This is a genomic window from Clostridium fungisolvens (assembly GCF_014193895.1).
GTDB lineage: Bacteria > Bacillota > Clostridia > Clostridiales > Clostridiaceae > Clostridium_AR > Clostridium_AR fungisolvens.
The window spans coordinates 1,829,866-1,842,832 of sequence record NZ_BLZR01000001.1 but is presented as its reverse complement, the minus strand read 5'-3'; the positions used below and the strand labels follow the sequence as shown (position 1 = coordinate 1,842,832).

Below are 12,967 nucleotides of genomic sequence, written 5' to 3'. Positions count from 1 at the left end.
CTTTTATTGGTTCTGCTTTTTCAATAATTTTTATAAACTGCTTTAACCTATACCTTACTAGAACATTCTCACTCTTAAGTGCACCCTTCCACTTCTACATAAAGTAATCTTTATTCTCAATAATAGCATTGACGGTATTTATAAAAGTTTGGTATAAAACCTTATCATCAATGTGCTTATTCTGGCAGCCTTTCTCACCTTTTACTTTATACCTATTGCTGCACATCCAAACCTTTCTTTTAAGATTTTCATTTGTAGAATTCCATGTCTTTCTTCCAAATATACTGCTACAGCGTCCACACATAACTCTTCCTGCAAAAGGATTATCAAGTGTGGCATAGTCTAATTTAAATACACCATAAGTTTCAGCAAATACCAGCCCTCTTTCCATTTCTAGTTGCACAGCTTCCCACATTTCTTTATCTATAATTGCAGGATGGCTTTCTTCAACATAATACTTCTGAACTTCACCATTACTATCCACTCTTTTCTTAGTAAGAAAATCCACCGTACACGTTTTTTGAAGCAATGCATCTCCTTATATTTTTCATTAGTTAATATTCCCCTTATAGTACTTTCATACCATTTAGCTTTCCCATTCCAACCTTTAACCCCCTCTTCTTCAAGTTCTCTTGCAATCCTATTTGAACCTTTTCCATCAAGGTAATCCTTATAAATTCTTCTTACAATCTTGGCTTGTTTTTCATTAATTATAAGGTTACCTTCTTCATCTTTATCATAACCTAAAAATTTATTATGATTTACCACCACTTTTCCTTGTTCAAATTTTCTTCTAATCCCCTAGGTAGAGTTCTCACTTATTGAAGGACTCTCGTCTTGTAATGTATGCGGAAACAAATCTAGAATAATGTTCATTCTTCGCTTAGGATTCAGCTTATTATTTTAAAAGTAGTCCGTCACTTATGTTACGGATCTACATACATTAATGTAAAAAAACCTCCGTTATTTAAGATACGGTTCCCCGTATCACACCCAAGTGAGATTTTTTCTCTATATTACACATTCTAATTTTAGAATACTTACTACAACATTTGTTAATATATAACAAAAGTGAGTGCATGTTATATATCCTCCTACATCATTACTTATTATACAGCATTCCCACTTGATGAAAGCAGCCTTAAGCAAATAATATCAATGGTTATCTAGTTTTCTAACTTTTAAATTACCCCCGACTCACTTTCGTTAGTTAGGTAAGTTCCCCTTTCCAAATCAAAGATTTGGAGGCTTACTTAAAGAATTCTGACTGCATTATATTATTTAAATGATCAACTTTAGAAGTTGTAACTAAAGCAACACTGCCACCGAATTGATTATTTATATAATTAAGAACATATGAGTTAGGGTCACTTTGTTCATCTAATAATTCTTTTAATTTATTTTCATTAAAGTATGTTTTATATTCATCTTTTTTTATTTTGGACGTATTATATTGTCCGCCTAATAAAGGTGAATATGCTATGAGCGTTAAATCTTTATGATAATTTATATAACTTTCTAATTCTCTGCTAGCTGGTACCTGTGGAAAGAAATCTGAGTCCATTGTAGGTGATAAATAACTAAACCTCTGCTGTACAGCACAAAAAAATTTATAGTTATTTTTCAAGCATATATTTCGTGCACTTTCTATACGCCATGTTCTAAAATTACTGCAACCAATTTCTTTTATTAGTCCTCTATTTACAAGTTCATTTAATGTACCAAGAGTTTCTTCCTGCGGTGTATTAAAATCATCAACATGTAAATATAATATATCAATACAGTCTACATTCAAATTATCTAAAGATTTATTAACACTGTCGATAATAACAGAACGACTTAAACCCTGCATATCTGAAAAATCTCTTTTCCCATTTTCTTTTGGTAAAGCTCCAAGTTTTGTTGCAATAAAAAGATCTTTGTTTTTACCATTTTTCTTTATCCACTTACCTATCGTTTTTTCACTTTCCCCTCCGTCTCCGCCATTCCATACTGCATAATTGTTTGATGTATCGATTAAATTCCCCCCATTTAGCACATAGTCATCCATTAGTTTAAATGTAGTATCCTCTCTAATAGTAGTACCAAAATTTATAGCACCTAACCCTATAACAGATGCATTAATAGCTGATTTTCCAAGTTGAATTTTTTTCATTTTATAACACCTCCAGTATGTTAAAAATTTATTTACCAGTAAATATTTTTTAATAGCTACTTGATTTACACTTATTATAAATGAATAGTAAAAATATTGAAATTAGGTACTTTTTTGTGGTATAGTTACTAATAAGTAACTTAGAAGGTGATTTATATGAAAGTTAATGATTGGGAAGAAGGATGTCCTTTACTATTAACTCAACGAATAATATTAGGAAAATGGAAACTTTCAATAATATGGTTTCTAGCTCACAATAAAGTAATGAGATTTTCAGAGTTAAAAAGAGCATTCAATGATTCTGCCCTTACTCAAAAAATGCTTACTCAACATTTAAGAGAACTTGAAGATGATAATCTTGTATTTAGAAAATCATATAATGAGGTTCCTCCAAGAGTTGAATATAGCCTTACTGAAATGGGAGAAAAGTTTATACCTGTCATACAAATGATGGAGAATTGGGGAAAAGATTATATGAAGGAAGCAGGAATGGAAATATTATAAATAGGTATTAAATGTTTTAAAACAAATGAAAAAGCACTCCATCCGCCCTACGATGAGTACCTCTTTCAAATTATTAGCTTAAATAATAGCAAAATGTTTTGTTATACCCCATACTATAAGCATAAGATATTTGCGGATGGTTCTTAAATATTTCTTTTGCTTCCTTTCCCTTTCCCCACTATATGCTAAATCTAATTCTGTTAAGATTTTTCAAAAATTTTCTCTTAGTAATTCAACATATAATCTTTCATTACTATTTTAATAAATCATATTAAAATTCCTCCTAATACAACAATTGTCAATCACCTAAACTTAGTAAAAACCTTATTTACTTATGATATGATTCACCATACCATTGACAAGTGAAGTTTTTCTGTATTTATCGTTTGGATAACCACAAAAGGCTCTTTTAGCCTTTACACCCTTGTATCGCTTGTGAAGAAAACACAAGGTTTCTTCCTTCAAAAGTCATGTTATACTTCTTCAAATCACTTCGGCTGACTGCATCTACACCTTTTCGATGCAGTTCGTTCAATTAAAGATCTTTGTGCATTTGCATATCCAATATTCTCTTTACGTATTTACTATCCATTTCCTTATTAGCAGCTTCAATTCCTATCCCTGAATTTAATTTAATATACTCGTCAATAATAGACTTTTCGATCAAAATGAAACTTTCTAATACTTCCAAATAGCTTAATCCTTTAGCATAATCTAAACGCCACTTATTTTCCTTAATTTCATCAAATTTGTAATGTTGTTTTTCTTCCAAAATCCTAACAACATCTCTCAAATATTTTGCTTTATTTTCATCATCCCTTGAACTTATTTCAATATAGCACTCTTCGGATTCAGTTATACCAAAATTAATGTTATGAATTTTTTCAACGCCGTCTCCCCCATACCAGAAAGTAATCATCAGATAATGCTCATTTCCGATAAAGTAATATCCTTCTTCTAGTCTATTTTGATTATTCACTTTTCTTGGAATAAAATAAAAATCTTTATGTTCCTTTTGATAATTAATCAAATAATTAAAACAATTTTTATGAATGCTTATCATCTCTTTGCTTTGTTTATGTTCTTTTTTATAACTTCCTGTTTTTTTGGTATCAGACATTTTAGTATTTTGATTATTCTTCACTGTTTCCTCAGCCACTTTTTTGATTTCATCTTTTATAAACGCAATCTCTTTTAATAATTCTTGATTAAGGTCATCATCCAATAATACTAAAAAACCTTCAAAAGCTAAAGGATACTGAAACCTTTTTTCCTCATTAACAAACTTCACATTAAAATGTTCATGGGCCTGAGCTACTATTTTCCCAATACCAAATATTTTGTGCGCCACTTCTTTTCCAATTAAATTCATTATTAATTACCCCTTTTAAAATAAATATATTTTTAAATCAATTAAACACCTAAGTGGTCTCAGGTAGATTACATGCATATGTCCTTACTCTAGTCTTCTTTCTTTCCCACACAAGCCTTCTTTGAGCCTTAGTTTCATAAATATTCAAGTGATATTCTCCCATGAATCGATACATTACCTCCCCTAGTGAATCTTTCACTCTTGCAAATACGATACGCTTCTTATCTCTATAAGTTATTATTTCATCAATATGACTATCTACTTTGCTGTCTTCCATTGACTTTTCATATATAATTTCTTCATCATCGGTTATGCTATTATCCCACAGACCATTCTTATAGAGTTTTGGAAACCAAATATGGACACCTTCTTCTCTAGGATGCTTGGCACCACCTCTTTGCCACCCTTTGTAGTTGACTCCAAAGCAATTTATAGCATCAGATTCTCGTTTAAAAGCAACATTGTCTTTTCTGTCTATATACCCCTTCTCTATATATGTTGCCGTTGATACTTCCAAATTGGGTTCCCATGCTACAAATTCATCCTTCATATGGACACGCTTTTCACGTATCATTTCAATTATTTTCTCGATTTGTAGGTTTATATCTTCAACCCCTTTAGTAACATCAACTCTTATGATCTCATGTCCAGTTATGTTTACTATGTCATTTTCGCGAATTTTATCATTTGTGACATTGAACTGATGATGAGACTCGTCTACCTCTATATGTATTTTACATTGCGGAAAATACATATCTGTGAGTGCATATTTACCGTTTGCTCTTAAGACATACTGCTGTGTCACAAACTTATAGTCTAAAGAATCAAGCCTATGCCATATTCTTGTAACCACATAGTTCTCATAGTTTTTTTTATTTGTCTTTGAAAATTGTCTCAATATATATTCATACTTAGTCATTTGTAGCCTCCATTTTTAAGTTGGTACTTATAATTGCCACTCCCAGAAAAAACCTCATTCACTTATGGTACGGTTCACCATTAATGAACCTAAAAAATTCTACACTTCTTGTTAAAACACTCCATTTTTATTAGGAGAATCCTTAGACACCTCTTGAGATATATCCCACATCTCAGCTATCTTTTCACCTTTAAAACGATATATATGTACAACCGCTGCTTCTTTACCTTCTGTTATCTGAACATGTGAAAACACAGTAACATATGGAGACTCAGCCACTGCAAGTTTTATTGTTAACTTCTTATTCGGAAACATTTCATTACTTTGTATCATACCTTGTAAAAGTGATTCCCTATCACCACTAAAGAATCCATTGTGATGTTTAAAGTCAGGTAATGTATATAAATCATAGACTTCACGAACTTTATCAGTTACAACTCCTTGAAGAAAAGCTTTTGCTATTTCTTTTTGCATACTTTCCATAGTTTTTTCCTCTTTTCTAATTTATTTTTAAATATAAACTTCTTCAATCCGAAATCTGTTTTCAAAACTTCTCTGGGTTCTGAGAGGAGAATTTGAAAATATAAGTTTAATTATGAAGTGGTTCATCTATATATTATAATTGAAATCCAATAGTTTTAAGCCAATTACTAATGTCTTCTGATTGTGCCGCGCCATTTACAGCAAGCCCAGGTAACATAGATGCTCCTGAACATTCCTTAGCAATATCTTTTTCAATTTGCCCAAAACCTCCGCCTCCATGAGTGCAAAATGGAATTACAGTTTTCCCTGCAAAATTATGTTGTCTAAGAAAGCTCATCACTGGTGGGGCTACTGTTTTAAACCAGTTAGGTGTGCCTATAAATATTGTTTCATACTCCTCAATTGGCTTATTACCAGACGTTAGCTTAGGGCAATATCCTCTGGAAATTTCACTTCTTACCTCTTTTGCAGCAGTATTATAATCAAAGGAATACTTCTTTTCAGGGATTAATTCTATTACAGTTCCACCAGTTTGTTCTGATATTTCTAGTGCTACATTCTTTGTATTTTGAAAGAGCGAATAATAAACAATTAACGTTTTACTCATATATTTATTTCCTTACCTTTTATCTATATTGTCTTTATTACATTAAACCTATATCCACCAATATATTATACCATTAGAATACAACTTCTCCATATTATACGAATAGTCATATATAATATAATTCTTCAATTATTAAAAGAAGACCATGCCTTGGCACAGTCTTCTAACTCATACTTCTTTATAATTTTAGTAATTCTATTTTCATAAACTAAAAATATAGTAACGATCACTATACTTATGCATTTATCTTTGATAACTCTGCTAGATATGCCTCTAAGGTTATATGTCCTCCGGCAAATTGCCCCTCTAATATTGTAAGCTTTTCGGTCTTTGTTAAGGGTCTTTCACTATCTATATGTATAGCAGCTTCTTCATTTTCTAGAGGCTCTAATATATGTTTAAGTTTATCATAGGCCTCAAAGTATCTAAGTCCAAATATTCTCTGCGAAGCTGCGTTAATATGAATACCATCTGGATTTGGTGTTAGTCCTGATGCTGTAACGAAATAACAATTGTTATTTGCCTTTGCAAATTCCATTATTACCTGAGTTACTTCAGGATGTTCAGGAAAATAATTGCCTAGAAATCCACTATCTAAATACTCTCCTATTCCACCCATAATAATTGGTATACTTGGCTCATCAAGTTCTCTACGAAATGCTTCAATGACTTTTAAAAACTTATCATGATAAAGTTTGTAACGCCCTGGAGAACATTCATTTTCACCTTGGTGCCATAGTATTCCATCAAGCTTGCTGCTTTCTTTTGCTAGCTTTGCTTGAAATATAGCGTGTTTAAATAATGGACCATCTTCTGACCAATCATCTATACTTGTTGAACCTTCGGCACAAGGTATTAGTCCTATTTCTTCGTTTTGGTTTTTCTTACACCATGCAGCGGCAAAAGAAGCTGCAGGTCCAACTCCGGAATAAGGTCTATCGAAATTTATAGGCTCAGTCATGATCTGCCATCGTCCATTTCGTAGCATTTTTATACGTTCATTGCAAATCATAGGAACCTCTTTTAAGAATCCACGCCCAGCCATATTTGATTGACCAACCATTAAAAAAGAATGTATCATAATTATTTTTTCCTCCTTAGTTTTTATGTTCAGTACTACCAACATGTACTTTTATTTTATAATCAAATACACAAATATCCTAGCTCAAAAATAATATAGAGTTGTTTTTGAGCTAGGATTTAGTTCTCCATAGTTTTTTTCTTAATTATAAGTTATATACATCAAAAAATTTTAAGCTTGAACCTTTATATTAGAAAATGTCTTAAATTCAAATAATCCTGCATCAGTCAATTTAATTTCTGGAATAACCGGAAGAGTTAAAAAGGATAAAGTTAAAAAAGGATTAAAGTCTTTATCAGCTCCTATTACACTAAGAGCTTGATTTAAAGTACGAAGCTGCTCTTTAACTTCTAGATAGCTATTTTCAGACATTAATCCGCCTATAGCAAGTGGCAGGGATGCTACAACTTCTTTTCCAGAAGCAACTGCAATTCCTCCCCCCATCTCTATAAGACGATTAACCGCTAAAAACATTTCTTCATCAGAGGTTCCTACAACAACGATGTTATGAGAATCATGAGCAACCGTTGTTGCAATGGCTCCATTTTTTATGCCAAAGCCTTTAACAATTCCAAGTCCAATATTTCCTGTTGAGTGGTGTCTTTCTATTACAGCCATCTTTAATTGATCCTTTGAAATAGAAGGGCTAAACATACCTTTATTTATATCAACTTCTTCAATTCTATGATGTGTGATTAAACTATTAGGAACTATCTCTATTATATTGCATAAATCAGAGGATAAAGGTATTTCAAAAGCATTTTCTTTTAGTTCTTTCATATTTATTTTAGGCAATTTCAAGGCTAAAGCTTTACTTATGTCTTCATCATTAAAGGCTTCTTTATTTATCTTCCCACTATCTACAACAGATTTTCCTTTTTTAATAACCTTATCAATTGAAATACTTTGTAAGTCATCTAATATTAATAAATCGGCCTGATACCCCGGTGCAATTGCTCCAAAACTACGAAGTCCAAAAAATTCGGCTGTATTAATTGTTACCATTTGAATGGCTGTCACAGGATCTAAGCCTTCTTTTATTGCAAGCCTTACATTATAATCTACACTGCCTTCCGCAATCAAATCATCTGGTAATTTATCATCTGTAACTAATATGCATCTTCTTGAATTTATAGGAGTAATTACTGGCAAGAGCTTTTTTAGTTCTTTGGCGGCAGTTCCTTCTCTAATCATTAAATACATTCCTAATTCTAGACGATCCTTTGCTTCCTCTACATCCACACATTCATGATCAGCATAAATTCCTGCAGCTACATATACGTTTAGTTCTTCTCTACTAAGTCCTGCTGCATGACCATCTATAATACTTCTATTTGAATGTGCATCAGCAATTTTCTCTAACATCCCTTCATTTAAATTCACAATAGATGGGAAGTCCATAACTTCTGCAAGTCCTAAAACCCTTGGATGTGAATAAAAAGGCTTTAAATCTTCTGAATTTAGTATTGCTCCGCTGCTTCCAAAGGAGGTTGCTGGAACACAGGAAGGAAGCATAATAAATACATCTAAAGGTAATTCTTCTGATGAGTTTAACATAAAGTCAATACCGTCTGTACCTGCAACATTTGCAATCTCATGAGGATCTGCCATTACTGTAGTAACTCCATGCTGAATAAGAACTTTTGATAATTCCTGTGGTGTAAGCATTGTGCTTTCTATATGCATGTGACCATCAATAAATCCTGGAACTATAAACTTACCCTCAGCATCAATAATTTCATTTCCTTCATATTGACCAATGCCAGCTATATATCCATCAACAATTGCTATATCACCTTTCTTAATATCTCCAGTAAAAACATTTACTATCTTCCCGTTTTTCACAACACAGTCCGCTTTTATTTCTTTACTTGCTACCTTAATTCTCTTCTTTAAAATATTCATATCACTCTTCATAAAATACACTCCTTACTAAAATCATTAACTTTATATAAACCACTAAATTAATATGTACTTTTATTTGTGATTCTTTTTGCATATATTACTTCTCTTAAGCGTATGTAATGTAATCTTTATAGTTGGTCACTTCTTATTTTTACTCTTTATGAATGTAGCAAATTTATATTTTAAAATTCTTTCACCAGAACCTGTGAGAGTTTTAAAAATAGATCTCGGATAGAAGTGTTTCATCTTTATTTCCCACTTCTACACCTAATACTATAACTATTTACTTATATATCTAATGTATAATCCTGAAAAATAGTACTATTAAAGCATGGTATAAATAACCACTCAATCTCAAAAATAGCCTTTAATATGGCTGAAAAGTATAAAAAAATCCTGATTACGAAGAAAATGAGTCAACAATTTTCTTCGTAATCAGGATTTTACGGTTCCTGGTAGAGACCCTCAACCCGTATTGTTGAGGTTATACGAATTTCATTTCTATTAATTTTTACTAATTATAGCTTAGTATATAAACATTGTCAATTTTTATTTATAGTCCTCTATGAAAAAACTCATATAATCCAATAAACCTATTTTAAATTCAACAATTAAGCTATAAGTTCTTAAAATTTTACCTATATAAATTTATATAATTAGGTAACTTCATAAAATTATAAAATAAAAAAAGAAAACGCTATAACTTTTTAAAAACTTGCGCATAAAAAGCGAGTTTAAATATAATTTAATTACCACACAAAAGGTATTAATCTATACGGAGTTTTTAAACAATACTCCTTATACCCCTTAAGACTTCTTGATAGAACCTCTTCTTCACCCTCTATTCTAAATATCATCAAAGGTATAATTAACAGCATTGGGATTAAGGCTAAATATGATCCAAGTGCTAGAGGTATAAACAATGACATTAGTACCATTCCAAAGTACATTGGATGTCTAACTATTGAGTAAGGGCCAGTTGTAATAACTTCTTGCTTCTTCTCTACCTGAATAACCGTTGAAGCATAAGTATTAACCTTAAATACATAAAATATAAAAATATATGCTACAAAAACAATTAAGTTGGACAAAAGGATAAACCATGCAACTTCATGAGACCAATTAAAACGAAAATCAATGCCAGGCAAAATGAAACCTAGATAATATAATTTTAAAAATGCAGGAGCTTTTTTTGTTGTTCCTTCTTCTTTCACCTTTGCTCTTCTCTCTAAAAATTCAGGACTCTTTTTTGAAAAATACACTGCAATGAAAAAAGTTATTAATGAAAATCCGCTCCATAAAATCCAGGCTTCCCAGAACCTTATGGTTCCTGCTGGAATAAATAGAATAAGCCCCATGATTGCAATTAATACCACTGGAACTATATATGCCTTCGCTTTAAATTGTTTTTTCTTATTTTCCACAACAATAACCTCCTTCTTTAATGTATGTACCTATAAACTTATAAATTATATTTTTACACTTGATTCTTCTTAACATTATTTTTCAAATTAAAATGTAAAACTTGAGATAATATTTGAGCAGGCAGCTAAAATTAAATGATTTTTATAAATGGAAGTTAGCTTATGGTCTATAATTAAGATATTTTTGTATAAGTTCCTTATGCTTCATCTGAGCTGGCGAAAGCACTTTCTTAGTCATTTCATTTAATAAATTTTCATTAGTTTCGCCGAAACCAGATTTGTTATAAAGCATTTCTTTTAAAAACGGTGCATTGTTTATAAATTCTGCGCCTTCCCTTGCTAAAGCCTCCACTTCAGGGTCATCTTCAGACATATCTTTCAGTTTTGAAAGACGTTTTCCAAACTCAATAGCCTTTTTATATTCCTCAGGATGTAGTTTAAAATATTCAGCTATAGTCCTAAGATTATTCTTTTGTTCTTCCCCCCATTGAAAATCTTCTAAGATACCAAATACTTTATTTCTTTGTTCAAATAATTCTGGGTTTGCTTCCATATTACTCTTCTCTTGATCAGGTTCTAATATATCTATAACAATTTGAAATATTTCCGACCGAGAAGTGATTTCTCCATTAAGAACTTCCTCTTTCTTTAACAATGTCTCTATTTCAAATAATTGAACATCTATCTTTCTTCTTTCATTCAAAAGCTCTAACTGTAGCGATTTCAGAACTTCACTTAACGTATTATGATTATTTTTATCTCCTAGGATTTCTTTTATTTGCTTTAAATCTAACCCTAAAGCTTTTAAATGTTTAATTTTTCTCATCTTCTCAAGGTCTTCGGCGCCGTACACCCGATATCCATTTGAGGAGTTTTTCTTTTCTGGTAGTAATCCAATTTTGTGATAGTACAAAACCGTTTTTAATGTACTTCTAGTCAATTTAACAAACTCACTAATTTTAATTTGATTATCCATCTTGCACCTCCTTGATTGCATTATAAACCTCACCCCAAGGGTGGAGTCAAATTTAATTTGTCATATATTTAATAAAAAAATCCTGATTACGAAAAAAATACGTCAACAATTTTCTTCGTAATCAGGATTATATATATTATTATGGTTTAAGCCAGTTAAACATACTTATCGCTGTCATAATAAAAATATTATCTGTCATAGTCTTCCTTAAGGTAACCGTATATCTCTAGGTCTACCACGCCCTTGCCAGACCATAAACTTGCTTGTCTAAGTAACCCTTCCTTCATGAATCCATTCTTTATAAGTACATGCTTTGAGGCAATATTTTTAGGCATAACCTCAGCTTGAATACGATTAACATTTGCAGTTTCGAATAAAAATTTACTCAATAAGCTTGTAGCCTCAGATGCAATTCCATTTCCCCAGTATCTTTCTGCTAGGAAATATCCTATAGTGACCATATTAACTTTTTGATTAAAATCCATTGCTTCAATAATTCCAACCAACTTATTTTCATGATTTTTAGAGAATATACCCCACTTAACCCTACTTTTCTTTTTATAATCTCTTTCAAAATGACCAATCATATTTCTCACGGTATCAATATTGTTCTTTGGAATAATGCCACAAAACTCAAACACCTTTTCATTATTGTAGATTTCAAACACTTCATTGATATCTGTTTCTTCAATTCTTTTTAATATTATATTTACGGATTCTAAGACAGGAAAATCTCCAAAAATCATCTCTATGTTCATATTTACCCTTTTCTCCTTTTATATAGATTATTCTTGATGAAAGTTTCATTTAACTGGTATATATATTTTCATTTTCATCTTTTCAGGATACATTGAATTACATACATCCGTTACTTCAAAATCCGGTCCCTCTCTTCTTTCATAATTGGAAAATTGCTTGAAATACCCTTTGAAAATGAAATGCTGAAAAGTAAGCTTTTGATGCTATATCTACAACATCAATATTCTGATCAAGATTCAATTCAATAAATTCAATTGAATTTTGTATTCTATGATAGTAGTTCATTTCTTTCTCATACCTCCTATGAAAAAATCACTGAAGAAAGTCGCTCCAGCGATTTTTTTGCACATCTGCCTTTTCAAATGCATATGAGGAAACTTATAAGCTACAAATTTGTATTTTTTATTCTTTAAGTCACATTATATCTTAAGTAGTTATTCATATTTACCCATACCTATAATTGAGTTATAAATTGATAAAGAATAAAGAATAAAAAATCCTTTGAATTTATTGTACAACATCTGTAAATAGTTTTCTTGATAATCTGTGCTTTTTATTCCAAATTATATTTTTTTATGCAATAAAAAAGACTTCACAAATGTGAAGTCTTTTATGTATCGTCAGATACTAATTACCTAGCAACCACCTACTCTCCCACACAGTCGCCCATGCAGTACCATCAGCCGTCTAAGTCTTAACCTTCGTGTTCGGTATGGGTACGGGTGTAACCCTTAGACGCATCATTACTAGATCTTTGAAAGATTATTCTTTCAAAATTGCAC

General features: G+C 31.3%; 15 protein-coding genes, 1 rRNA gene and 1 riboswitch. Of the genes, 1 reads left to right on the top strand and 15 read right to left on the bottom strand.

Annotated elements, in window-relative coordinates; genetic code table 11:
• Window positions 1-94: 94 nt before the first annotated feature.
• The 3 genes from bsdtw1_RS23455 to bsdtw1_RS07765 all read right to left on the bottom strand — a co-directional run bounded on the left by bsdtw1_RS23455 (window position 95) and on the right by bsdtw1_RS07765 (window position 2,155).
• Window positions 95-529: a recombinase zinc beta ribbon domain-containing protein gene (locus bsdtw1_RS23455; protein WP_244638129.1), complete on the bottom strand. Its 435-nt coding sequence runs from the start codon at window positions 527-529 to the stop codon at window positions 95-97.
• Window positions 424-768: a recombinase family protein gene (locus bsdtw1_RS23450; protein WP_244638127.1), complete on the bottom strand. Its 345-nt coding sequence runs from the start codon at window positions 766-768 to the stop codon at window positions 424-426. Before bsdtw1_RS23450 ends, bsdtw1_RS23455 begins: the two co-directional genes overlap by 106 nt.
• A 481-nt stretch (window positions 769-1,249) precedes the next feature.
• Window positions 1,250-2,155, bottom strand: coding sequence for an aldo/keto reductase (locus tag bsdtw1_RS07765; RefSeq protein ID WP_183277016.1), 906 nt, complete (start codon window positions 2,153-2,155; stop codon window positions 1,250-1,252).
• A gap of 156 nt (window positions 2,156-2,311) precedes the next feature.
• Here bsdtw1_RS07765 and bsdtw1_RS07760 point away from each other — a divergent pair, with 156 nt between their 5' ends.
• The gene (locus bsdtw1_RS07760; protein WP_183277015.1) at window positions 2,312-2,659 is read left to right on the top strand and encodes a winged helix-turn-helix transcriptional regulator; all 348 of its coding nucleotides are present in this window, start codon (window positions 2,312-2,314) and stop codon (window positions 2,657-2,659) included.
• 535 nt (window positions 2,660-3,194) lie between these two features.
• Here bsdtw1_RS07760 and bsdtw1_RS07755 read toward each other — a convergent pair.
• The 12 genes from bsdtw1_RS07755 to rrf all read right to left on the bottom strand — a co-directional run bounded on the left by bsdtw1_RS07755 (window position 3,195) and on the right by rrf (window position 12,936).
• A complete protein-coding gene (locus bsdtw1_RS07755; protein WP_183277014.1) occupies window positions 3,195-4,031 on the bottom strand; it encodes a hypothetical protein in 837 nt (278 codons plus the stop codon).
• Between the two features lie 49 nt (window positions 4,032-4,080).
• Window positions 4,081-4,950, bottom strand: coding sequence for an AbaSI family restriction endonuclease (locus bsdtw1_RS07750; RefSeq protein ID WP_183277013.1), 870 nt, complete (start codon window positions 4,948-4,950; stop codon window positions 4,081-4,083).
• A gap of 111 nt (window positions 4,951-5,061) precedes the next feature.
• Complete coding sequence (locus bsdtw1_RS07745) at window positions 5,062-5,433, bottom strand: nuclear transport factor 2 family protein (protein ID WP_183277012.1); 372 nt, start codon at window positions 5,431-5,433, stop codon at window positions 5,062-5,064.
• A 133-nt stretch (window positions 5,434-5,566) separates the two neighbouring features.
• Window positions 5,567-6,040 carry a flavodoxin gene (locus tag bsdtw1_RS07740; protein ID WP_183277011.1) on the bottom strand — a complete coding sequence of 158 codons (474 nt, stop codon included), beginning with the start codon at window positions 6,038-6,040 and terminating at the stop codon, window positions 5,567-5,569.
• A 235-nt stretch (window positions 6,041-6,275) separates the two neighbouring features.
• The gene (locus tag bsdtw1_RS07735; protein ID WP_183277010.1) at window positions 6,276-7,121 is read right to left on the bottom strand and encodes a sialate O-acetylesterase; all 846 of its coding nucleotides are present in this window, start codon (window positions 7,119-7,121) and stop codon (window positions 6,276-6,278) included.
• Between the two features lie 171 nt (window positions 7,122-7,292).
• Window positions 7,293-9,038 carry an adenine deaminase gene (gene ade, locus bsdtw1_RS07730; protein ID WP_183277009.1) on the bottom strand — a complete coding sequence of 582 codons (1,746 nt, stop codon included), beginning with the start codon at window positions 9,036-9,038 and terminating at the stop codon, window positions 7,293-7,295.
• Window positions 9,039-9,438: 400 nt separating this feature from the next.
• Window positions 9,439-9,538, bottom strand: a riboswitch (purine riboswitch).
• A gap of 237 nt (window positions 9,539-9,775) precedes the next feature.
• Window positions 9,776-10,450 carry a methyltransferase family protein gene (locus tag bsdtw1_RS07725; RefSeq protein ID WP_244638126.1) on the bottom strand — a complete coding sequence of 225 codons (675 nt, stop codon included), beginning with the start codon at window positions 10,448-10,450 and terminating at the stop codon, window positions 9,776-9,778.
• A 160-nt stretch (window positions 10,451-10,610) separates the two neighbouring features.
• Window positions 10,611-11,426 (bottom strand): MerR family transcriptional regulator, encoded by an 816-nt coding sequence (locus bsdtw1_RS07720; RefSeq protein ID WP_183277008.1) that lies wholly within the window; start codon window positions 11,424-11,426, stop codon window positions 10,611-10,613.
• Between the two features lie 188 nt (window positions 11,427-11,614).
• Window positions 11,615-12,184: a GNAT family N-acetyltransferase gene (locus tag bsdtw1_RS07715; protein ID WP_183277007.1), complete on the bottom strand. Its 570-nt coding sequence runs from the start codon at window positions 12,182-12,184 to the stop codon at window positions 11,615-11,617.
• A gap of 45 nt (window positions 12,185-12,229) precedes the next feature.
• Window positions 12,230-12,361, bottom strand: a complete 132-nt coding sequence (locus bsdtw1_RS23725; RefSeq protein WP_371874750.1) for a hypothetical protein — start codon at window positions 12,359-12,361, stop codon at window positions 12,230-12,232.
• The gene (locus tag bsdtw1_RS07710; protein ID WP_183277006.1) at window positions 12,324-12,470 is read right to left on the bottom strand and encodes a helix-turn-helix transcriptional regulator; all 147 of its coding nucleotides are present in this window, start codon (window positions 12,468-12,470) and stop codon (window positions 12,324-12,326) included. Before bsdtw1_RS07710 ends, bsdtw1_RS23725 begins: the two co-directional genes overlap by 38 nt.
• Window positions 12,471-12,818: 348 nt before the next feature.
• Window positions 12,819-12,936: ribosomal RNA gene (rrf, locus tag bsdtw1_RS07705) — 5S ribosomal RNA — on the bottom strand.
• Between the last annotated feature and the right edge of the window lie 31 nt (window positions 12,937-12,967).